The organism is Amycolatopsis bartoniae, from assembly GCF_014191255.1.
GTDB classification, from domain to species: domain Bacteria; phylum Actinomycetota; class Actinomycetes; order Mycobacteriales; family Pseudonocardiaceae; genus Amycolatopsis_E; species Amycolatopsis_E bartoniae.
On sequence record NZ_JACHWH010000001.1, the window covers coordinates 2,197,285 to 2,218,590 of the forward strand.

At 69.8% G+C, this 21,306-nt stretch carries 23 protein-coding genes; 5 read left to right on the forward strand and 18 right to left on the reverse strand.

What is annotated here, in order from left to right; all coding sequences use genetic code 11:
• Window positions 1-15: 15 nt before the first annotated feature.
• From thpD to FHX82_RS10350, 9 genes are all read right to left on the reverse strand, one after another.
• The gene (thpD, locus tag FHX82_RS10310) at window positions 16-909 is read right to left on the reverse strand and encodes an ectoine hydroxylase (RefSeq protein ID WP_145939353.1); all 894 of its coding nucleotides are present in this window, start codon (window positions 907-909) and stop codon (window positions 16-18) included.
• Window positions 910-965: 56 nt separating this feature from the next.
• Window positions 966-1,358, reverse strand: a complete 393-nt coding sequence (locus FHX82_RS10315; protein ID WP_145939351.1) for an ectoine synthase — start codon at window positions 1,356-1,358, stop codon at window positions 966-968.
• Between the two features lie 14 nt (window positions 1,359-1,372).
• Entirely contained in the window at window positions 1,373-2,626 is a 1,254-nt protein-coding gene (gene ectB, locus FHX82_RS10320; protein ID WP_145939350.1) for a diaminobutyrate--2-oxoglutarate transaminase, read from the reverse strand.
• Between the two features lie 51 nt (window positions 2,627-2,677).
• Entirely contained in the window at window positions 2,678-3,178 is a 501-nt protein-coding gene (gene ectA / locus FHX82_RS10325; RefSeq protein ID WP_145939349.1) for a diaminobutyrate acetyltransferase, read from the reverse strand.
• A gap of 227 nt (window positions 3,179-3,405) precedes the next feature.
• On the reverse strand, window positions 3,406-4,149 hold the full coding sequence (locus tag FHX82_RS10330) for an Abi-alpha family protein (protein WP_222426013.1): 744 nt from the start codon (window positions 4,147-4,149) through the stop codon (window positions 3,406-3,408).
• A gap of 23 nt (window positions 4,150-4,172) precedes the next feature.
• Complete coding sequence (locus FHX82_RS10335; protein WP_183176542.1) at window positions 4,173-4,580, reverse strand: LapA family protein; 408 nt, start codon at window positions 4,578-4,580, stop codon at window positions 4,173-4,175.
• A gap of 7 nt (window positions 4,581-4,587) precedes the next feature.
• The gene (locus tag FHX82_RS10340) at window positions 4,588-5,394 is read right to left on the reverse strand and encodes a class I SAM-dependent methyltransferase (RefSeq protein ID WP_145937525.1); all 807 of its coding nucleotides are present in this window, start codon (window positions 5,392-5,394) and stop codon (window positions 4,588-4,590) included.
• Window positions 5,391-5,999 (reverse strand): alpha/beta hydrolase, encoded by a 609-nt coding sequence (locus tag FHX82_RS10345; protein ID WP_145937526.1) that lies wholly within the window; start codon window positions 5,997-5,999, stop codon window positions 5,391-5,393. The genes FHX82_RS10340 and FHX82_RS10345 overlap by 4 nt, the downstream gene beginning before the upstream one ends.
• Window positions 5,996-6,958 carry a ring-cleaving dioxygenase gene (locus tag FHX82_RS10350; RefSeq protein ID WP_145937527.1) on the reverse strand — a complete coding sequence of 321 codons (963 nt, stop codon included), beginning with the start codon at window positions 6,956-6,958 and terminating at the stop codon, window positions 5,996-5,998. Before FHX82_RS10350 ends, FHX82_RS10345 begins: the two co-directional genes overlap by 4 nt.
• A 94-nt stretch (window positions 6,959-7,052) precedes the next feature.
• Between FHX82_RS10350 and FHX82_RS10355 the strand changes: the two genes are divergently transcribed.
• The gene (locus FHX82_RS10355; RefSeq protein WP_229881236.1) at window positions 7,053-7,496 is read left to right on the forward strand and encodes a MarR family winged helix-turn-helix transcriptional regulator; all 444 of its coding nucleotides are present in this window, start codon (window positions 7,053-7,055) and stop codon (window positions 7,494-7,496) included.
• Here the strand turns inward: FHX82_RS10355 and FHX82_RS10360 are convergent.
• The 5 genes from FHX82_RS10360 to boxC are packed head-to-tail and all read right to left on the reverse strand — an operon-like array spanning window position 7,473 to window position 13,349.
• Window positions 7,473-7,883 carry a RidA family protein gene (locus FHX82_RS10360; RefSeq protein ID WP_145937529.1) on the reverse strand — a complete coding sequence of 137 codons (411 nt, stop codon included), beginning with the start codon at window positions 7,881-7,883 and terminating at the stop codon, window positions 7,473-7,475. The two genes, FHX82_RS10355 and FHX82_RS10360, sit on opposite strands and share 24 nt — an antisense overlap.
• 18 nt (window positions 7,884-7,901) lie before the next feature.
• Window positions 7,902-8,759 (reverse strand): amidohydrolase family protein, encoded by an 858-nt coding sequence (locus FHX82_RS10365; RefSeq protein WP_145937530.1) that lies wholly within the window; start codon window positions 8,757-8,759, stop codon window positions 7,902-7,904.
• On the reverse strand, window positions 8,756-10,318 hold the full coding sequence (locus tag FHX82_RS10370) for a benzoate-CoA ligase family protein (protein WP_145937531.1): 1,563 nt from the start codon (window positions 10,316-10,318) through the stop codon (window positions 8,756-8,758). Before FHX82_RS10370 ends, FHX82_RS10365 begins: the two co-directional genes overlap by 4 nt.
• Window positions 10,319-10,328: 10 nt before the next feature.
• Window positions 10,329-11,747 carry a benzoyl-CoA 2,3-epoxidase subunit BoxB gene (gene boxB / locus FHX82_RS10375; RefSeq protein ID WP_145937532.1) on the reverse strand — a complete coding sequence of 473 codons (1,419 nt, stop codon included), beginning with the start codon at window positions 11,745-11,747 and terminating at the stop codon, window positions 10,329-10,331.
• Between the two features lie 3 nt (window positions 11,748-11,750).
• Window positions 11,751-13,349: a 2,3-epoxybenzoyl-CoA dihydrolase gene (gene boxC, locus FHX82_RS10380; protein WP_145937533.1), complete on the reverse strand. Its 1,599-nt coding sequence runs from the start codon at window positions 13,347-13,349 to the stop codon at window positions 11,751-11,753.
• A gap of 74 nt (window positions 13,350-13,423) precedes the next feature.
• Here boxC and ilvD point away from each other — a divergent pair, with 74 nt between their 5' ends.
• Window positions 13,424-15,091: a dihydroxy-acid dehydratase gene (gene ilvD / locus FHX82_RS10385; RefSeq protein ID WP_145937534.1), complete on the forward strand. Its 1,668-nt coding sequence runs from the start codon at window positions 13,424-13,426 to the stop codon at window positions 15,089-15,091.
• Between the two features lie 242 nt (window positions 15,092-15,333).
• Here the strand turns inward: ilvD and FHX82_RS10390 are convergent, their stop codons facing one another.
• On the reverse strand, window positions 15,334-15,822 hold the full coding sequence (locus FHX82_RS10390) for a hypothetical protein (protein ID WP_145937535.1): 489 nt from the start codon (window positions 15,820-15,822) through the stop codon (window positions 15,334-15,336).
• 93 nt (window positions 15,823-15,915) lie between these two features.
• Here FHX82_RS10390 and FHX82_RS10395 point away from each other — a divergent pair, with 93 nt between their 5' ends.
• From FHX82_RS10395 to FHX82_RS10400, 3 genes are all read left to right on the forward strand, one after another.
• Window positions 15,916-16,323: a CoA-binding protein gene (locus FHX82_RS10395; protein WP_145937536.1), complete on the forward strand. Its 408-nt coding sequence runs from the start codon at window positions 15,916-15,918 to the stop codon at window positions 16,321-16,323.
• Window positions 16,324-16,436: 113 nt separating this feature from the next.
• Complete coding sequence (locus FHX82_RS36895) at window positions 16,437-16,970, forward strand: hypothetical protein (RefSeq protein ID WP_229881239.1); 534 nt, start codon at window positions 16,437-16,439, stop codon at window positions 16,968-16,970.
• Entirely contained in the window at window positions 16,967-18,832 is a 1,866-nt protein-coding gene (locus tag FHX82_RS10400; protein ID WP_260172073.1) for an arabinofuranosyltransferase, read from the forward strand. Before FHX82_RS36895 ends, FHX82_RS10400 begins: the two co-directional genes overlap by 4 nt.
• A 9-nt stretch (window positions 18,833-18,841) precedes the next feature.
• Here the strand turns inward: FHX82_RS10400 and FHX82_RS10405 are convergent, their stop codons facing one another.
• The 3 genes from FHX82_RS10405 to FHX82_RS10415 are packed head-to-tail and all read right to left on the reverse strand — an operon-like array spanning window position 18,842 to window position 21,300.
• A complete protein-coding gene (locus FHX82_RS10405; RefSeq protein WP_145937538.1) occupies window positions 18,842-19,816 on the reverse strand; it encodes a glycoside hydrolase family 25 protein in 975 nt (324 codons plus the stop codon).
• A 24-nt stretch (window positions 19,817-19,840) separates the two neighbouring features.
• Window positions 19,841-20,404 carry a TlpA family protein disulfide reductase gene (locus FHX82_RS10410; protein ID WP_229881242.1) on the reverse strand — a complete coding sequence of 188 codons (564 nt, stop codon included), beginning with the start codon at window positions 20,402-20,404 and terminating at the stop codon, window positions 19,841-19,843.
• Window positions 20,401-21,300, reverse strand: a complete 900-nt coding sequence (locus FHX82_RS10415) for a CPBP family intramembrane glutamic endopeptidase (RefSeq protein WP_229881244.1) — start codon at window positions 21,298-21,300, stop codon at window positions 20,401-20,403. Before FHX82_RS10415 ends, FHX82_RS10410 begins: the two co-directional genes overlap by 4 nt.
• Between the last annotated feature and the right edge of the window lie 6 nt (window positions 21,301-21,306).

Sequence of the window (21,306 nt, forward strand, 5' to 3'; positions counted from 1 at the left end):
GGTGTGAGTTCCGACTCAGCGGGTGATCGGCGTGAAGTCCCGGCTGCCGATGAACGTCGGCCGGGGCTTGCTCGCCGCGAACGGTTCCACCAGTGCGTTCTCCACGCTGTTGAACACCAGGAAGATGTTCGAGCGCGGGAACGGCGTGATGTTGTTACCGGAGCCGTGCATGATGTTGGAGTCGAACCACAGCGCCGAGCCCGCCGGGCCGGTGAACTGGTCGATGCCGTACTCCGCCGCCAGCTTCGTGATGTCCTGCTGGCTCGGGACGCCGATCTCCTGCTCCTTGAGCGAGGACTTGTAGTAGTCCTCCGGAGTTTCCCCCACACACGGCACGAAGGTGCGCTGCGAACCCGGCATGACCATCAGACCGCCGTTGAACGGGTAGTTGTCGGTCAGTGCGATCGAACAGCTCACGGCACGCGGCCGGGGCATGCCGTCCTCGGCGTGCCACGTCTCGAAGTCCGAGTGCCAGTAGAACCCGGTCCCCTTGAAACCCGGCATGTAGTTCACCCGGCTCTGGTGGATGTAGACCTCCGAGCCGAGGATCTGCCGCGCCCGGTCCAGGATCCGCGGGTCACGGATCAGCTCGCTGATGAGCTCGCTGATCCGGTGCACCTCGAAGATCGACCGGACCTCGCCGCTCGCCTTCTCGGTGATCACCCGCTCGTCGGCCTTGAGCTCTTCGTCGCCGGACAACCGGACCAGTTCCTGCCAGTAGGTCTGCACCTCGGCGGGGGACAGCATCCCCTCGACGATGTGGAAACCCTTCGCGTCGTGCGACGCGAGCGTCGCGGCGTCGACCGGGCCGTCCGCCTCCGTTCCCCAGACCGTCGGATCGGTCCGGTCGAACGGCTGCGCGGTGCCCGTCACCCGCGTCGGGTACAGGTCCTCGACACCGGTGTCCATGGTGGTCAAGACGGTTCGCCTCCCTTGGCTTCCCCTTTTGTTCGTGCGGCGGGACGTCAGTCGTTCTCGGTGATCAGCGGGTACACGCCGTTCTCGTCGTGCACCTCACGGCCGGTGACCGGCGGGTTGAACACGCACACGGTCTTCATGTCGGTCTTCGGCCGGACCTGGTGCTTGTCGTGGTCGTTCAGCACGTAGATGGTGCCCGGCCGCAGCTGGTGCACCTCCCCGGTCGCCTTGTTCTCGACCTCGCCTTCGCCCTCGAAAACGAACACGGCCTCGATGTGGTTCGCGTACCAGAAGTCGTTCACGGTACCCGCGTAGAGGGTGGTTTCGTGGACCGAGAACCCGACCCCGTCCTTGGCGAGCAGGATGCGCTTGCTCCGCCAGTTCGGCTCCTTGATGTCGGCGTCGGTGTCGGTGATCTCGTCGAGGGTGCGGACGATCAAAACTTTCTCCCGTTCTACTTGCCCAGTACAGCCTTGACGGAGGCGTCGATGATCTCGAGGCCCTCGCCCACCTCGGCGTCGGTCAGCGTGAGCGGCGGCAGCATCTTGGCCACCTCGCCGTCCGGGCCGGAGGTCTCCATCAGCAGGCCGCGCTCGAACGCGGCCGCGCACACCTTCCCGGCGGTCTCCCCGTTCTCGAACTCGAGACCGCGGGCCAGGCCACGGCCCTTCGCCGTCAGGTTCGCCTCGGGGTACGCCTCGACGATGCCCTGCAGCGCCGCCCCGATCCGCTCGCCTTTGGCGCGCGTGGACTTCTCCAGCTCGTCGTCGGCCCAGTAGGTGCGCAGCGCCTCGGCGGCGGTGACGAACGCGGGGCTGATGCCGCGGAAGGTGCCGTTGTGCTCACCCGGCTCCCACACGTCGAGCTCGGGCTTGATCAGGGTCAGCGCCATCGGGAGGCCGTAGCCGCCGATGGACTTCGACAGGCACACCATGTCCGGCTTGATGCCGGCGTCCTCGAAGCTGAAGAACGGGCCGGTGCGGCCGCAGCCCATCTGCACGTCGTCGACGATGAGCAGGATGTTGTGCCGCTGGCACAGGTCGGACAGGCCACGCAGCCATTCCAGGCTCGCCGCGTTGATCCCGCCCTCGCCCTGCACGGTTTCCACGATCACCGCGGCGGGCTCGTTCAGACCACTGCCGGAGTCGTCGAGCAGGCGCTCGAAGTACAGGAAGTCCGGGTAGGCGCCGTCGAAGTAGTGGTCGTACGGCATGGGCGTGGCGTGCACCAGCGGGATACCGGCGCCGCTGCGCTTCATCGAGTTGCCGGTGACCGACAGCGCGCCCAGCGTCATGCCGTGGAAGGCGTTGGTGAAGTTGATGACCGACTCCTTGCCGGTCACCTTGCGCGCCAGCTTCAGCGCGGCCTCGACGGCGTTCGCCCCGCCAGGACCGGGGAAGATCAGCTTGTAGTCCAGCTCGCGCGGCTGGAGGATGTTCTGCTGGAAGGTCTCCAGCAGGTCCCGCTTGGCGACGGTGAACATGTCCAGCGCGTGGGTCACGCCGTCACGCGCGATGTAGTCCAGCAGCGCCTGCTTGAGGACCGGGTTGTTGTGCCCGTAGTTCAGCGCGCCCGCCCCGGCGAAGAAGTCGAGGTACGGGGTGCCGTCCTCGGCGTAGAGGCGGCTGCCGACGGCGCGGTCGAACACGACCGGCCAGCCGCGGCTGTAGCTGCGCACCTCGGACTCGAGTTTTTCGAAGATACTCATGCTTTTCCCACTCCCGGCTGCTGCTGCCTCATTCGATCCCGCATTCCCGCGCTATTGCGCGGAAAGCGGTCCGATTCGGTAGAGATCCTCTTGCTCGTGGCGTCCGCTGTCCGCCGGAAAGTCGGAGCTGGCGAACAGATCGGAGCGCTCCATCGGTGCGTTCCAGCGCTTCGCGAACGACGCGAACGTCCTTATCGATGCCTCGTTGTCCGGGGTCACGGTGGTCTCCAGGTAGCGGACCCCCTGTGCCACCAGACGCGTGAACAGCTCGTCCAGCAACGCCCCGGCCAGGCCACGCCCCCGCTGTGACGCGTCGACGGCCACCTGCCACACCAGCGCCGTGTCCGGCGCCGAAGGCCGACGGTACCCGATCACGAACCCGACCGCCTGACCGTCCACTTTGGCCACAACAGAGGTGTCGGCGAAATCCCGGCACCACAACAAATAGGCGTACGGCGTGTTGAGATCCAGCTTCTGCGAATCGCGTGCGATTCGCCACAGCGCAGCGCCGTCGGCCTTGGTCGGGAACTCGATCAAGTGCTTTCCGGACATGTCAAAACAAGCTAACAGAGAGTCTTAGCCCGTTCAGCGCAAGACGAACCGCGCACGCTGACTACCTGCAACAACCACGAAACACGTGTGACAATGCCAACACAAACGTATCTTTTGCGCAGGTGATGTGGTATGAGCCCAGCACAGAGCCGCCGCGGCACTTTGTTCACCCCGGACACCGGGTTAGCGCTGTAGCGCGAGGACTCGTTACACGGTAGTGGCAGGGGTCACGGAACGCGAGTCAGGGCCGCCGGATCGCACGCCGCCCAGAAGCGCGCGCCGAACCGGGACAGTCGCAGCGTGTGACGAACGAGCCTCGTCCGCCGGGCCCCGGCACGTGCCGCGCGGACCAGTTCGTCGGTGGCGAGCACCTCGTACTGCGGGTCCAGCTCCGGGTCCTCGGCGGTGAGGTCGACCAGCCCGAGCCCGGCGAGGCGGGTGAGGTAGCTGGGCACCTCGTCGGGCAGGGTCACGCCGGCGGCCGTGCCGACTGTCGAAGCGTTGCGCAGCAGGATGCGCTCGCCGCGAGCGACCACGTCGACGGCGGGGTAGGCGTCGCCGTCCGACAGCACGGTGAGGATGCGGGCCTCGTCCGGGGTCAGCTGGCGCAGGACGGTGGCGTAGAGGTACTCGCGCGCCCGCTCCTGGTCGAAGGTGACCGAGCGGTCCAGCAGCTCCTTCATCGCCGACCGCAGCGGTTCCGCCGCGGGCACGACCTCTCCGGCGGGCTCTCGCGAGGAGGCCGCGCTGAGCGCCACCACGTACGGGTCGTCGACCTCGTCCAGCCGCTTGCGCAGCTCGTTCAGCACCTGCCGCTCGACCTGGCGCAGGCTCTCGCCCGCGTTGCCGAGCCCGGGCAGCCGTCCGGCCAGCGACACGCCGGTGCGGGCGGCCCAGCCGGCCAGGCGTCCGGCGCGGCGCACCAGGCCGTCGTCCTCGGCTGCCACGACGGGAAGGTCTTCGCTGGTCACGCCCGGAATGCTAGTTCGGCCGGTCAGCGGAGCCCGCGGCTGGCCCGCTTGGTCGCCTTCCGCAGCTGCAGGATGCGCGCCGCGCCGATGAGCGCGACCAGCACCGCGCCCGCGATCGCCGAGAACAGCATCGCGACGGCCAGCGGGAGGCTGCCGCTCATGCCGAGGAAGTTGACGGTGGCGGTGGCCAGGTTCTGCAGGATGAAGATCAGCAGGAAGACGAGGATGACCAGCGCGACGATGACGGCCACCCAGGTGCCGCTGACCCGGGTCCGCTTGATCGGCGCGGGGCGCGGCGGGGCGACGGGGGTGGCCGGGGTATCGGGGGTGGCCGGCTCCCCGGGGCGTTCGACGGAGGCCGCCGGGTCCGGGCCTGCGATGCCCGGTTCGGGGCGAGCGGTGGTCGGCTCGGGATCCTGCGCGGAGGTCATACCGGGATTATCGACCGATCGGCGGTGCCCCGCTGGTTCTTCCCGTCCGATCGGGTGACCAGACGAGTGTGCGGAGTCGCCGCTTCTCCAGCGGAGTGGCCTTCAGGACGGCAGCCAACTCGTCCGTGTGGTCCGGCCCCAGGCACAGGCGACGCCGGGTGAGCTCCACCAGCTCGTCGAACGGCATCGGCGACGCTTCCCTTTCCCAGCTCACCACCTCGGGTTCGACGCCCAGCTCGCGCACGGCGGCCACGGCGTCGTCGGCCGTCGGCCCGTCCGGGCGTTCGACGCCGTGGAAGTGCCGCCACAGCGGGTTCATCCGCGCCATGGGATGCCGCTCGGTCAGCTCCACGACCACGCGCCGGGCGTGGCGATTCAGCGCGGCGACGAAGGCCGGAAGGTCGCGGACGTTGTAGAGGACGTTCGCGCAGACCGCGACGTCGAACCCGCCGAGTCGCTCGTGCACGTCGGGCCAACGGCCCTCGACGGTCTCGTGCGGCAGGGACAACGCGGCGGCGCGTTCGGCGAACTCCGCGAGCAGCGCGGCGTCGGTGTCGACCGCCGTCACGCGAGTGAGCGCGGACGCGCACGGCAGGCTCGCGGCGCCCGCCCCGGCGCCGACGTCCAGAGCCGCACCGCCGGCCGCTCGCACCGCCTCGTGCGTCGGGGTGGCGGACTCGCCGAGCTGCCGGTCGACGCGCCGGACGAACATCGAACGGGCGGGCGCCCACGGCGATTCGGGCGCTCGGGCCAGGATTTCGCGCGGGATCGCCCACTCCGCGAGCTTCGTGGCCCAGCGCTCGACAGCGGTCATGCCTGCCGAGTCAACCAGGACTTCGCTTCCGACACCGCGTCCAGGGTGATCTGGTGCCCGCCGGGGTGGCGGTGCACGGTGACGTCCGCGCCGCGTTCCTTGAGCAGTGCGAGGAATTCCTCGTTCGACGGCAGCGGGGCCATCGGGTCCTGCAGGCCGTTGGAGAGGAAGACGCGGGTGCCGGTCAGGTCGTGCTGCGGCGGGTCGGGCACGGGCAGCATCGAGGCGAACAACGCGGCCTCGGTGAGCACGTCGGGCCGCAGGAGGGTGAGCGCCCCGGCGATGTTGGCGCCATTGGAGAAGCCGACGGCGACCAGCCTGCGGTCGGTGAGTCCGTAGCGTTTCCGGGCATCGCCGAGGAAGTCCGCGAGCTGGTTCGCCCGCGCGACAACGTCTTCGTAGTCGAAGACGCCCTCGCGCAGCCGGCGGAACCACCTGGCGGCGCCGTACTCGTTCACCGGACCCTGGGGCGCCAGCATCGGGGAACCGGGACTCAGCTCGCGGGCGAGCGGCATCAGGTCGCGTGGGCCGCCGCCGGTGCCGTGCAGCAGCAACAGCACCGGCGTGGCGTCCTCGCCCTCGACGAACTCGTGTTCGAGCGTCATGCCAGTTCCGGGTTGTTCTCGCTCGGCAGGTTGAGCTTCGGCAGGGTGTGCTCGATCTGCTCGCGGTTCGGCTCCAGCCACGGCGGCAGCTTGAGCGCGCGGCCCAGCTCCAGCAGCGGCTCGTCGATCGCGAAACCCGGCGCGTCGGTGGCCACTTCGAGCAGCGTGCCGCCCGGTTCGCGGAAGTAGATCGAGCGGAAGTACTGGCGGTCGAGGATCGAGGTGACGTTCACCCCGCGGTCCACCAGCTCCTCGCGCCACGACGCCTGGGTGTCCTCGTCCGGCGCCCGCCACGCGACGTGGTGCACGGTGCCCGCGGCGACCAGACCACGCGGCGCGTCCGGGGTGACCAGCACGTCGACCGTCGCGCCGGGGCCGCCGTTCCCGGCGGTGAAGCGCAGGCGGTTCGACTCCTGGCCGGCGAAGGACAGGCCCAGCTCGCGGAACATCTCGGCGGTGGCGTCCTCCTCGGCGACGGACAGGGTCACCGAGTGCAGACCGCGGATGGCGTGCTCGGCCGGGACGTCCGGGGTGTCCCACGGCTCGCGCGGGTCGCCCTGCGGGTGCGCGACGAGGGCCAGCTGCAGGCCGTCGGGATCGTCGAAGGTCAGCACGTCCTCGCCGTCGCGGGTGGTGATGCGGCCGGTGGTGATGCCGGCACCGGCGAGGTGGTCCTTCCACCACCCGATGGAGTTCGCGGGGACGGAGAACGACGTCGTGGTGGCCTGCCCGGTGCCGCGGCGGCCGCGCGGGGCGTCCTTCCAGGGGAAGAACGTCATGAGCGTGCCGGGCTTGCCGGACGCGTCGCCGTAGTAGAGGTGGTAGGTGCCCGGGTCGTCGAAGTTGACGGTGGTCTTCACCAGCCGCAGGCCGAGGGTGCGCAGGTAGAAGTCCGCGTTGCGCTGCGGGTCGCCGCCGATCGCGGTGACGTGGTGCAGGCCGCTGGTCTTGATGGACATCGGTCCTCCTTCGAGGGGCTCGTTGCCGAAGCTATCGCTGAAACATCTCGCGCGCAAGATATATTCCATGCAGATTCTTGCGTATACTGGGCGGGTGGCGGAGGACGACGAGATCGTGACGTGGTGGGGCCTGGTGATCGAGGGCTACGTCGCGACGCAGGAGAAGCTGATGGGCGAGATCGGCGAGCGGTTCGGGTTGGCGCCCGCCCAGTTCGACATCCTGCTGCGGCTCATCCGCACCCCCGGGTACCGGATGCCGATGACGCGGCTGGCCACCGAGGCGGCGCTGTCGAGCGGCGGTTTCACCAAGGTGGCGGACCGCCTGGTGGCGGCGGACCTGATAGTGCGCCGCCCGAGCCCCGACGACCGCCGGGTGACGTACGCGTGCCTGACCGACCACGGCCGCGAAGTGGCCGAGAAGGCACGCCGGGTGTGCGCGGAGATCCTCCGGCAGCGGGTGCTGGAGCCACTGGGCCCGGAGGCGTCGAAGGCCCTCGCGGAGGCGATGCGCAAGCTACGCGAGGTCAACGCGGACTAACCCCGTCCGCCGGTGGGCGTCGACCTCGATTTCGATCTTCATTCGCGGGTCCGCGAGACCGCAGACCTGCATCGTGGCGGCGGGGCGGACGGCCGCGAAGCGTTCACGCAGCACCGGCCAGCACGGTTCGAAGTCGGCGCGGTCCGGCAGCAGGTACCGCACGCGGACCACGTCCGCGAACGTGGCCCCCGCCTCGGTCAGCGCCGCTTCGATGTTGCGCAGGCACTGCGCCGCCTGCTCGACCACGTCGTCGGAAATGGTCATCGTCGCGTAGTCGAAGCCGGTGGTTCCGGACACGTGCACCCACTCGCCGTCGACCACGGCCCTGGCGTAGCCGATCTGCTCCTCGAAGGTGGAACCGCTGAGGATCGCGCGTCGCTCCGTCACGTGGGCAACGTTAACCCCTCAAACACCCAATCCCGGGAACAGCTTCGCCGCGTTGCCGGACAGGGCGTCCGACAGCACGGCGTCCGGCAGGCCCAGCGCGGCGAGCGCGCGGACGTTCGCCGCGGTGCCAGGGACGCCCGGCCAGTCCGTGCCGAACACGAACTTCCCCGCCAGGCGCACCAGGTCGAAGCGTGCGTAGTACTCCGGCAGCTTCTTCGGCGGCAACCCGGCCAGGTCGAGCCACACGTTGTCCTTCGCCAGCGCCAGGAACGCCGCCACGTCGTACCACCAGCCGCGGCCACCGTGCGCGAACACGAAGTTCACGCCGGGAAAGTCTTCCACCACATCGGACATCAGCTCGGGGTTGCCGAAACTCGTTCGTGCGCCGGGGAAACTGCTCGTGCCGGAATGGATGATCACCGGCACCCCGCGTTCCGCGCACACCTGGTACGCGGCGTACAACTCCTTCTCCGCGGGCGAAAACGCGCCGTGTACGGGGTGGATCTTCAACGCCACCGCGCCGAGGTCCAGCTGGCGCTCCACCTCCGCGGACACCGGGTGGTGCAGGTACGGGTTGACGTTCGCCACCAACCGGAACCGCTCCGGGTTGTGCTCGACGATCGGCAGCAGGTCCTCGATCGGCTGGATTCCCGTGGCGCGCGGGCTGTACTCGCAGAACAACAAGGCGCGATCCACGCCCTGCTCCGCCAGCAGACTGTCCAAAGCGGACGGTACCGGGTCGCCATTCGCGTCGTACGCCGCGCGCCAGTCGTGCGGGCCGGAGAACTTCTCCGCCCACTCCAGCCACGCGGGCTTCAACGTGCTGAGCCGGGGAACGTGGACGTGTGCGTCCACCACCACGTGGCCGTCGATCACGCGAGCGCCCCCGGGCGCAGCGCGTCGCGGACCTGCTCACGCAGCACGTTGCGGCGGATCTTGCCCGTCGCGGTCTTCGGCAGCTCGGCCACCTCGACCACCGCCCGCGGCCGCTTGAACGACGCGAGCCCCTCCCGGCAGAAGTCGATCAGCGCATCCGCCTCGACCACGCGGCCGACCGCCGGGACCACGCACGCCACCGGCTTGTCGATCCCGTCCTCGTCCGGCGCCGCCACCACGGCCGCCTCCGCCACATCGGGGTGCTGCAACAGTCTCTGCTCCACTTCGGCCGGAGACACCCAGATCCCGCCGGCCTTCAGCATGTCGTTGAACCGGCCCAGGCAAGTGTAGGTGCCGTCCGGGTTGCGCACGTAGCTGTCACCCGTCCGAAGCCACTCGCCCTGGAACACGCGCTTGCTCGTCTCGTACCGGCTCCAGTACCCGAACGCCGTCGACGGCCCGCGCACGTAAAGCTCACCCGGCTCGCCGACCGCCTCGACGGGCGCACCGAGCGGGTCCCGGATCTCGACCTCGTACCCGGGCACGGCCACGCCGGTGGTGCCGGGCACGACGGTGCCCGGCCGGTTGGACAGGAAGATGTGCAGCGCCTCGGTGGACCCGATGCCGTCGAGGATCTCCACGCCGAACCGGCTGCGGAACCGCTCGAACAACACGGCAGGCAACGGCTCCCCGGCGGAAACCGCTTGGCGCACCGAGGAAAACGTGTCATCCGGGATGCCGCTGGCGAGCAGTGCCGAGTAGAACGTGGGCACGCCGAAGAACAACGACGGCCGCTCCGCCCGCACCCGGTCGGCCACCAGCTGCGGCGTCGAACGGCCCGCTTCCAGCACCACGCTCGCCCCCACCGACAACGGGAAGAACGCCGAATTCCCGATGCCGTAGGCGAAGAACAGCTTGGCGACCGACAGGCACCGGTCGTCCGGCCGGATGCCGAGCACCTGCGTGCCATAGGTTTCGCACACCGCGCGGATGCTCGCGTGCCGGTGCATCGCACCCTTGGGCTCGCCCGTCGTGCCCGAGGTGTACAGCCACAGCGCGGGCGAGTCCTCCCAGGTCTCGAACGACAACACCGGGTCCGATGTAGACAATTCGGACCAGTCGAAAGCACGCAGCGAAGGGAAATCCGCCGCGTCAGCCCGGTCCAGCACCACCGTCGTGACCTCCGGCGCCGACTCCACCGCGACCTTGGCCGCCTCGGCGAACTCGCCGGACACGCACAGCACGCGCGCCCGCGAATCCGCCAGCACCTTGCCCAGCTCGGGCCCGGTGAACATCGTCGAGACGGGCACCGGAACCGCCCCCGCGTACATCGCGCCGAGGATGCCGGTGAGCAGCTCGACGCCGTCCACCATGCACAGCATCACGCGCTCCTCGGGCCGCACGCCGATCGCCGCCAGCCCTCCCGCGACGCGGTGCACGGCGTCGGCGAGCTCGCTGTACGTCAGCTTCCTGGCCGGGGTGAGCACGGCGGTGCGCGCGCCGTCACCGTTCCGGACGTGTCTGTCGAGCAGGTACTCCGCCGCGTTGAACCCCACCATGAGCTGCCCCTTAGAGGTACACGTACTCGTAGTCGAAGGGCTTGCCGTTGATCCCCTGGCGCGGCGGCGCGACCCAGCTCGCGATCTTCCCGCGCTCGTACACCGGCCGCATCAGCGACCGGACGAACGCGAGGTCCTCGTCCGTCGGCAGCCAGTGCTTCCGTCCGTCCTGCCAGGTCTGCTCGTCCACGATCGTCCCGTCCGGCGTGATGTGGTGGCCGGAGTTTATGCCGACGTGGCGGTTGAAACCAGGGTGCGGCAACGCGAACCGGAACGAGATCCCCGCGTCGTCGAGGATCCGGTTCCACCGTTTGATCCCCGACTCGCAGTCGGCGATGTACTCCCCGCGCAGGTCCAGGTTCAACAGCAGGATCCGCTGCATCTCCTCGGACTCCCACGTGCCGTCGTCGCGCGGTAACGGAAGCATCGCGGAGTCATCCAAGAGCTGGTGGTCGTCCTTGCGCCGCGTCTCCATCCAGCGGCCCTTGAGCCCGGCGGTGTAGTAGTTCGCCGCGTTGGTCGAGGTCTCACTGCCGAACAGGTCCAGCGACACGGTGTAGTGGAAGTTCAGGTACCGCTGGATCACGTCGAGCGGAATGCCGCCGTGCGACGCGATGTCCATCGTGTCGTGCTCGCGGATCAGCTCGGCGGAGCGCTGCACCACCCGGTCGACGCCGGTGGTGCCCACGAACATGTGGTGCGCCTCCTCCTTGAGCATGAACTCGCACGTGCGTGACAACGGGTCGAACGCGGACTCCTTGAGCGTGCCCAGCTGATACTTTCCGTCGCGGTCGGTGAAGTACGTGAACATGTAGAACGCCAGCCAGTCCGCGGTCTCCTCGTTGAACGCGCCGAGGATGCGTGGCGCGTCGGGGCTGCCGGAGTTGCGGTGCAGCAACGCTTCGGCTTCCTCGCGGCCTTCACGGCCGAAGTACGCGTGCAGCAGGTAGACCATCGCCCACAGGTGCCTGCCCTCCTCGACGTTGACCTGGAACAGGTTCCGCAGGTCGTACAGCGAGGGCGCGGTCAGGCCGAGGAGTTTCTGCTGCTCCACCGAGGCCGGTTCGGTGTCGCCCTGGATCACGATCAGCCGTTGCAGGTCCGCGCGGTACTCGCCCGGCACCTGCTGCCACACCGGCTCGCCCTTGTGCTGCCCGAAGGCGATGCGGCGGTCCGGGTCGCGTTCGGAGAGGAAGATGCCCCACCGGTAGTCGGGCACGTTGACGTGGTCGAAGTGCGCCCACCCCTCGCGGCCGACGCTGACCGCGGTGCGCAGGTAGACGCCCTGGGTTTCGAGCGTGGGCCCCATCTCGGCCCACCAGTTCATGAACTTCGGCTGCCAGCCCTCCAGCGCCCGCTGCAGCCGCCGGTCGTCGGCGAGGTCGACGTTGTTGGGGATCTTGCTGTCGTAGTCGATCTTCTCCGGCATCGTTCACACCCGCTTGCGGTCGAAGGTGGCCTGCTGCCCGGTGCCGTAGCGGCGCAGCGCGCCCTCGGGCCCGGAGGCGTTCGGTCTGGTGAAGATCCAGTTCTGCCAGGCGGTGAGCCGCCCGAAGATCTTGGTCTCGATGGTTTCCGGCCCGACGAACCGGTGGTTGGCCTCCATTCCGGTCAGCGCGTCGGGGGACAGCGCGGCGCGGCCCTCCAGCGCGAGGCGGATCTCGTCCTCCCAGTCGATGTCGTCGGGCGCGTCGGTGACCAGGCCCAGCTCCACGGCGTCGGCGGCGGTCAGCGGGCGTTCGCGCTCCCGTTTGAGCCAGTCGAGGTGCTCGGGCTCGCCGTAGAACCGGGATTCGAGCCGCGACAGCCCGTTGCCCATCGGGAAGGCGCCGAAGTTGGCCTCGGTGAGCACGATCGACGCGCGCTCTTCGCTGTCCTCGTCGTCGAGCGGAGGCCCGTCGAGCAGGTACTGCCGGTCGCACGCCAGCGCCAGCTCCAGCAGCAGGCCCGCGAAGCAGCTCCCGGGCTCAATGAGGGCGAACAGGCTGCGGCTGGTGACGTCGAGCCGCTTCAGCGTGCGCTTGTAGTAGTGCACGATCTCGTTCGACAGCCAGTCCCCCGCGCCGAGCACGCGCCGCTCGTGCGCCAGCACGGCCTCCGGGTCGCCCTCGGTGCGGAACACCCACGTGCCGCGCTCGGGCTCGTTGGTCCGCAGGCGCAGGATCAGGTCGTCGAGTTCGCGGGTCATGGCGAGCAGCCAGTCGTCGCCGCGCGGGCCGTGGACGGTGATCTCGACGGTGCCCTCGCCGAGCTTCGCCGTGACGTTCGGGTAGCGGATCTCGTCGTCGGTGACCGTCCGGTCGAGTGGTTCCAGCCGGATGCCCTCGCCACCGCGAGGGCGGGCCATCTCGCGGGCACGGGCCGCGACGACCTCCCGGAACTCCTGGCGCGGCACCAGCTCATCGACCAGCCGCCAGTCCACCGCGGTCTTCCCCTTGACGCCGTCCGGGCGGGTGGCGAAAACGTCCGCGCGGTCCTTGCGCACGCGGCGCTTGTCCGTCACGCGGGTGAGGCCGCCGGTGCCGGGCAGGACGCCGAGCAGCGGGACCTCCGGCAGCGCGACGGTCGAGGAGTTGTCGTCGACCAGCAGGATCTTCCCGCAGGCCAGCGCGATCTCGTAGCCGCCGCCGGCGCAGCTGCCGTTCACCGCGGCGAGGTAGACCTGCCCGGAGTTCTCGGTGGCGTCCTCGATGCCGTTGCGGGTCTCGTTGGTGAACTTGCAGAAGTTCACCTTCCACTCGTGCGAGGACGAGGCGAGCATCCGGATGTTCGCGCCCGCGCAGAACACCTTGTCCTTGGCGCTGGTGATGACCACGGCGCCGACCTCGGGGTGCTCGAAGCGCAGGCGCTGCACGGCGTCGTACAGCTCGATGTCGACGCCGAGGTCGTAGGAGTTGAGCTTGAGCTCGTAGCCTTCGACGAGCCCGCCGTGCTCGTCGACGTCGAGTTCGAGCCACGCGATCGGCGGCTCGACGCGCAGCTTCCAGTGCCGGTAGGAGCCGGGTTCCCGATCGAATGACACCATCGTCATGATTCGATTGTCTACACTTCCTCGCGCAACGTCAACGTTGTGTAGAGAGTGGATCTCCGGCCTATCGTGCTCCTATGGCCGACCTCAAGCCGCGATCCCGGGACGTGACCGATGGTCTGGAGCGCGCCGCCGCCCGCGGCATGCTCCGGGCAGTGGGCATGGGCGACGACGACTTCGCGAAACCCCAGGTGGGGATCGCGTCGTCGTGGAACGAGATCACGCCCTGCAACCTTTCGCTGCAACGGCTCGCGCAGGCGGGCAAACAGGGCGTGCACGCCGGCGGCGGGTTCCCGATGGAGTTCGGCACGATCTCCGTGTCCGACGGGATCTCCATGGGACACGAGGGGATGCACTACTCGCTGGTCTCGCGGGAGGTCATCGCCGACTCCGTCGAGACCGTGATGCAGGCCGAGCGGCTCGACGGCGCGCTGCTGCTCGCGGGCTGCGACAAGAGCCTGCCCGGGATGCTGATGGCCGCCGCCCGGCTCGACGTCGCGTCGGTGTTCCTCTACGCGGGCTCGATCCTGCCGGGCACGGTGGACGGCCGCGAAGTCACGATCATCGACGCGTTCGAGGCCGTCGGCGCGTGCGCGCGAGGGCTCATCTCGCGCGAGGAGGTCGACAAGATCGAGCGCGCCATCTGCCCCGGCGAGGGCGCGTGTGGCGGGATGTACACGGCGAACACGATGGCGTGCGCGGCCGAAGCGCTGGGCATGTCGCTGCCGGGGTCGGCGAGCCCGCCGTCGGTGGACCGGCGGCGCGACCGGTTCGCGCGTGAGAGCGGCGAAGCCGTGGTGGGCCTGCTCGCCGCGGGGCTGACGGCGCGGGACATTTTGACACGCGAGGCGTTCGAGAACGCGATCGCCGTGGTGATGGCGCTGGGCGGCTCGACGAACGCCGTGCTGCACCTGCTCGCGATCGCGCACGAGGCCGAGGTGGAGCTGACGCTCGACGACTTCACCCGCATCGGTGACCGCGTGCCGCACCTGGCGGACGTGAAGCCGTTCGGGCGGCACGTCATGACGGCGGTCGACCGCGTCGGCGGGGTGCCCGTGGTGATGAAGGCGCTGCTGGACGCGGGCCTGCTGCACGGCGACTGCGTGACGGTCACGGGGAAGACGCTGGCGGAGAACCTCGCCGAACTGGCCCCGCCGGAGCTGGACGGCGAGGTGCTGCGGAGGCTGGCCGACCCGATCCACCCGACGGGCGGCATCACGATCCTGCACGGGTCGCTCGCCCCCGAGGGCGCGGTGGTCAAGAGCGCCGGCTTCGACTCGTCGCGTTTCGAAGGCAGGGCAAGGGTTTTCGACGGCGAGAAGGCCGCGATGGACGCGCTCGGCACGCTCGAACCCGGCGACGTCGTGGTGATCCGCTACGAGGGTCCGCGGGGCGGGCCGGGGATGCGGGAAATGCTGGCGGTGACGGGCGCGATCAAGGGCGCCGGGCTGGGCAAGGACGTCCTGCTGCTGACCGACGGCCGGTTCTCCGGCGGCACGACGGGCCTGTGCATCGGCCACGTCGCCCCGGAGGCGGCGCACGGCGGTCCGATCGCGTTCGTGCGCGACGGCGACCCGATCGTGCTGGACATGGAAACGCGGACGCTCGACGTGCTGGTCGACCCGGCCGAGCTGGACCGGCGGCGCGAGGGGTGGACCGCACCCCCGGCCCCGCGCCGGACGGGCGTGCTGGCGAAGTACTCGGCGCTGGTGGGCTCCGCCGCCCAGGGCGCGGTCTGCTCATGACACCGCCCTGGCCGGAGAGGGGGCCCAGCCAGGGCGGTGGTTGTTGCGAATGTGCTTTTCGAAGCGGCGGAGCCGCTTGCCGCGGGCTGTCAGCTTGCGCCGCCGCGGGTTCTGAGGCGGCTTCTCGCGAGGACAGCTCGAACGTGGTGAACCGGCGTTCATGAGTTCGAGATCCCGGAGTGAGAAGCCGCCTCAGGTTCCGCTACCCGCACCGGCCAGCAAGCCGATCCAGCGAGACTTCCTTACAGACGACCGTCGCCGGAGGTGTAGGGGCCGCCCTGTTCCAGGTTGGGGCTGACGCGGGCCATGCGGCCCTCCTGCCCCGGCACCGGCTGCACCGTCGGTTCGGCCAGCTGGCGGTCCACCGGGGCGCGGCTCTCCACGACCCGGGTGTTGTAGTCCTCCACGGCCTGCTCCTCCCGCTGCCGGGCGAGCACGCTGATCGCGACACCGTGCGCCACCGCGATGATCAGCAGCGTCACCCCGAGCCGCCCGACGACGGACGGCAGCGAGCTGCCCCCGGGGAACGGGATGGTGGACAGCAGCGCCAGCGCCCCCAGCACCACCAGGTGGAACAGCACCGTGATGAGGCGGGTCATCGACGCTTCGGCCTCGGGGTTCCCCCGCGAGTTCTCCAGGTACCGCTTACCGCTGTGGTAGATGATCTGACCGTCGATCACGACCATCAGGATCCCCACCACCAGGTAAGCCACATAGGCGTTCGTGTCCACGACGGGCTCCTCTCCTACCGTCCGTGGACTACCCGCGACGCTGCGGCGCAAAACGCCCGGAATTCCCGCTCGACCTGCGGAGTTGTTCGTAGTATGGCGGACCTTGCCGAACGCGCCCTCGCCGCCGCGAACACCATCGCCGTGGTGGGGCTGAGCCGGAACCCCGCGAAGGCCGCGCACTCCGTGCCGGCGAACCTGCAGGCGGCGGGGTTCCGCGTGATCCCGGTCCACCCGTCCGCCGACGTGCTGCTGGGCGAGCGGGTCTACCGCTCGCTCGCCGACATCCCCGAGCCGGTCGACCTCGTCGACGTCTTCCGTCCCGCCACCGAGGCGCCGGAGATCGCGCGGCAGGCCGTCGCGATCGGCGCGAAGACGCTGTGGCTGCAGCAGGGCATCGTGTCGCCCGAGGCGCGGCGGATCGCGGAGGAAGCCGGGCTGACGTACGTCGAAGACCGGTGCACGGCGGTGGTCCGTGCGCTCGGGAGGATCACCAAGCGGTAGTCCGGCGTAAAACGCCCCCTCGGGCCCGAGGACTTTCGGCCCTCTTCGTGGTTACCCGCTATATGGCGCAATGTCACGAGGACCCCGAGCGGGCACGAGAAGGAGCGGACGCCGTGACCGTCGAGAACGCAGCACCCACGACCCTGCTGGACCAGTTCACGCCGCACTACGACTTCATGCTGCGGGAACACCTGCTCGTGCACGCCCGGCCCGAAGAGACCTACGAACGGTTCTCCGTGCTGCCGGAGGTCTTCGACTGGTCGTTCGGCGTGCCGGTGCCCCTGCGGCCGCACGAGTGCGCGCCCGGTTTCGACGAGATCCTCGCCAACGGCCGCTGGACGGAGCTGGGCAGGCGGCAGGACGAGGAGATCGTGCTCGGCACGGCGGGCCGGTTCTGGACCTCGTTCTCCGACTGGCAGCAGGTCAGCGCCCAGGAGTTCCCGACGTTCTCCCGTCCTCGTCGCGGTACGATCGCGATCGCTTTCGTCCACCGGCCGTACGGCGAGGAGCAGACCCTGGTGACCTTCGAGGCACGCGCGACCACCACCGACGCGGTCGCCTACCGCTGGGCCGACTGGTACTGGCACACGATCAAACCCACCGCGCGGCTCGTCATCCGCGAGGTCCTGCGGCAGGCCGCGAACTGACCGCGCAGGACGTCCGGCCGGCCCCGGCGCCGGCCGGTCCTCGGCTGCGCCCCGGCAGGTGGGCCGCGGAACTCGTACTCGGCGCGGTCTTCGCGGCCCTGCTCAGCCTCGTGCTGCAGGCGGCCGCGGGACGGCTGCACATCACTCCCGGCACGTACGTCCCGCAGGCACTGATGGTGCTCGCGAGCACCGTGCTCGTCGTGGTCGTCTTCGGGGTGCTGGCGTTCCGCCGCGACGCCCGGCTTCGTCCCTGGCTCCGGACGGGCGGGGCGTGGGCCGCGCTCAGTGCGCTCGCCACGCTGATGCTCGCGCTTCCGTTGCAGGCGACGCGCTACTACCTCTACGGCGCCTCGGTCGACAACCCGTTCCGGCTGCAGTACATGGAGCGGATGGCGTCCGGTCTCGGGCTCGCCGACATGAACTACGCCGACCTGCCGCCGTACTACCCCGCCGGCTGGTTCTGGCTCGGCGGCCGCTTCGCGAACGTCGTGGGCTTGGAAGGCTGGGCCGCGTACAAGCCGTACGCGATCACGTGGCTCGCGATCACGCCCGTGGTGGCGTTCGCGTTGTGGAGCCTCGTCGTGCGGCGCAGGCTCGCGCTGCTCGCCTCGGTCGCGACGATCTTCACCGGGTTCCTGTCGCAGGGGGTGGAGGAGCCGTACGCGTGGCCGACCTCGGCGTGGTTGCCGCCGGTCGCCGTGCTCGCCTGGAGCCTGCTGCGCAAGCGCGACGGCGTGCGGTTCTGGCCGTTGGCGGTCGTCGGCGGGTACCTCGGGATCGCGGCGGTCACGTACACGCTGAACTTCTTCTTCGGTGTCCTGGTGGTGGTCGCGCTCGCCGTGATCGCCGGACTCCTGGAGCGGCAGTGGGCCGCGGTCGTGCGGCGGGGGGCGGTGATCGCGGGCGTGGCGGCGCCGCTCGCGCTGGTCACGTGGGGCCCGTACCTGCTCGCGGGCGGGCTGGGGAAACCGAACATCGCGGCCCACCACCTGCCCGCGAAGTCGGTGTCGTTCCCGACGCCGTTCCTGCCGGGCAGCGTCTTCGGCGTGCTGTGCCTGGCGGGTCTGGTGTGGCTGCTGGTGCGGGCGCGCCAGGACCGGCTCGCGTTCCCGCTGCTCGCGATCACGGCGCTGGTGTACGTCTGGTTCGCGGCGTCGACGCTCGCCCTCGCCGCGCACACGACGCTGCTGGCGTTCCGGGTGATCGTGCCGCTGGACGTGACGCTCGCGGTGGCCGGGGTGTTCGCCGCGGTCGAACTGGTGCGCCGGGTGCCCGTTCCCGCGGTGGCACTGGTGGTCGCGTCGGGCGCGGCGGTCGTGCTCACGCAGACGGGCGTGTCCGACAGCGTTCGCGAGGGGCTGCAGGCCGCGGAGTCCGACTCGTACCCGACGGGTGTGAACGCGCGCGGGCAGCACAATCCCGACGAGGACAGGGCGTGGGCGGGGCAGTTGATCAGCGCGATCAACGACCTGTCCGGCAAGCCGCCGACGGACGAGATCGTGTTGTCCGCCAACGGGTATCTGTTGTCGTACCAGCCGTACTGGGGTTTCCAGCACACCAGCGAGCAGTACGCGAACCCGCTCGCGGACTACGACGAGCGCAACGCGGAGATCCGCCAATGGGCGACGTCCACGACCCCGGCCGAGCTGTTGTCCCGCCTCGACACGAACCCGAAGCCGCCGCCGAACGTGTTCGTGCTGCGCAACTCCGGAGGCGCACTGACGACCGGCGTGGTGACCGACGTCTTCCCCCGCACACCGGACATCCGTGTCGACGACGTGTCGTTCTCGCCGCAGGTCTTCGAGGCACCGGAGTTCGCACAACGAGTGGTCGGCCCGTTCACGGTGATCGTGCGCCGTTAGGCGAACTTCTCAGCCCACGTATGCGGTGAAGGCGTGGTCGGCGGTGTAGCGCAAGGAAACCCCGACCGGCTGACGGCCGTCGGGATGGCGGGGGATCGCGATCGGGCCCGGGCGGTCCGGGTCGAACACGTGGTCCTCGACCGTGCCCGAGCCCCAGCCGGCGTCCGGTACGTACTCGGCGTAGGGCGAGTTCGGGTCCGTCGGCATGACGTATGCGCACTGGTGCACCGTGACGCGCCGGCCGTACGCCGTGTACAGGTACCAGTAGAGGGGGCGGCCGGCGCACGGCAGGACGATGTGTTCGTCGGTACCGGCGGGGACGAGCATGGTGGTCTCCTCATCGTTGTTCGTCACGGGCGCGTCGCCGAGCACGGCGGCGAGCTCGTCGCGAGTGCCGCGGAAGGCGTCGGCGTCGAGGGGCGAGTAGCCCGCGATGCTGGCGGAGCTGGTGAACTGCAGGACGGCGACGTCGAGCCCGCCGTAGCCGTCCCAGTAACTGGCCGGGACCTTCGCCCACTGTTCGGCCAGGCTGCCGACGGCGGTGTCCGGGTAACGGCTCGACCACAGCGGCGGCAATCCGGCCAGTGACGGCGAGCCGAGCTGTTGCCAGTACCAGCGCGGCAGGTACAGCAGCGGCACGCGGTACCCCGCGACGCGGAGCCGGTCGACGAGCTGCCGCGTGAGCGCGACATCTCCCGAACCGGATTCGACATCCGGTATCACCGGCACGTCCCTTGGCACCACCTGGGCGACCCGGTCGACGTGCGCCTGTGCCGAGGAGTCCGACCGCTGGTACACGTAGGCGGCGGCGAGCATCCCGGCGGCGCGGGCTTCGGCGAGGTTGGCCGTGAAGGCGGAGTCGGTGATCGTCGCACCCTCGGTGGCCTTGAGGAACACGAACTCGCAGCCCTCGGCCCGCGCCTTGGCGAGGCTGAGCGCCGCGTTCTGGTAGTGGCTTATGTCCAGCCCGAACGTGATGGCCATGATCCCCACACGGGGGAACGATCATCACGGTTCAGCGGCGACCCGCTGTATTTCCGGCAGGACGTCGGACGCGAGCACCTGCCCGATGTACACGGCGGCGACCCGCTGCTGCCTGTCGACGACGACGGTGATCGGTATCGCGGCGAGCGGAATCCCCCGCAGCGCCAGGCCGACCCGCTGACCGGGGTCGGCGATCGAGGGGTAGCCGATCTGGAAGTTCCGCACGAAGTCGGCGGCGCTGTCACGCCCGTCGCGCACGTCGATGCCGAGCAGCCGCACCGGCAGGCCGGCCGTGCTGTCCGCGAGCTTCCGCAGCTCGTAGGTCTCCACCCGGCAGGGCGGGCACCAGGACGCCCAGATGTTCAGCACCACGACGTTCCCGGCGTAGTCGGCGAGGTCGAGCCGCTTCCCCGGCTCGGCGACGCTCTCCCCGGCGACCTCCCCGATGCGGTGCCGCTCGGCCGGCTCGTAGGTCAGCCGCGTCTTGCCATCCGGCGAGACGAACTGGTAGGCACCGGGATCGGCTCCCGCCGAGCAGGCGGCCAGCAACAGCGCCGCAGCCAGCAGGGAGCCGAGTCTCGGGATCACTTCGCGATGCTATCCACCTTGCGCAACCCGTCGGCCGTGCTGGTGACGATCGCCTCCTGGCGGTAACCGAGCCGTCCGCGGGTCAGCGCGATGATCACCACGGCGACGACCGCCGACGCGACCAGCAGCACCCGGGACGTGTCCTGCGGTCCGAGCCCCGGGAACATGTCCGACCACATCACCGAGAAGTAGTTGTTCACGCTGGTGTGCAGCACCATCGCGACCGGCAGGCTCTCGCCCGACCGGTTGAACACCCACGTCATCACGAAGCTGAACGCCGTGGCGGCCGCGATGAACTCCAGCGGCGTCTCCCACTGCACGTGCGGCCAGCCGCCCCATTCGGTCAGGAACAGCGGCAGGTGCCAGGCGCCCCACAGCGGCCCGAGGACGAGCGTGCCGCGCAGCGCGCCGAACCGCGGCTGCAGGTGGGGCAGCGCGAAGTCCCGCCAGCCGGGCTCCTCCGCGAGCCCCGTGGTGAGCAGCTGCAGCACCAGCGCGGGCAGGTACGCGGCCAGCGCGGTCGCCGACGGCGCGGCAATCGCGCCGGTGAACGGAATGGTCGTCACCGCGAGCACCACCGGAACGCCGAGCAGCACCGCCACGTACCAGCGCCAGCCGACGCGCCACCGCAGCAGCCGTCCGGTCCACCGCCGCAGCCCGGGCCTGCCTTCGGCGACCGCGGTGACGATGAACGCCGACAGGATCGGGCCGAGGTAGGCACCCGGCAGGACGCCGAGCAGCTGCGTGGTGCCCAGCAGCTCGGGGAAGTCCAGCGGCACGACCCCGAGTCCCTGCTTCGAGAGCACGTAAGGGATCCAGGCCAGCCAGCTGAGCGCGAAGGCCAGTACGAAGAACGTGATGAGCTTGTGGCGGCGGATGAAGATGTGCAGTTTCACGATTGT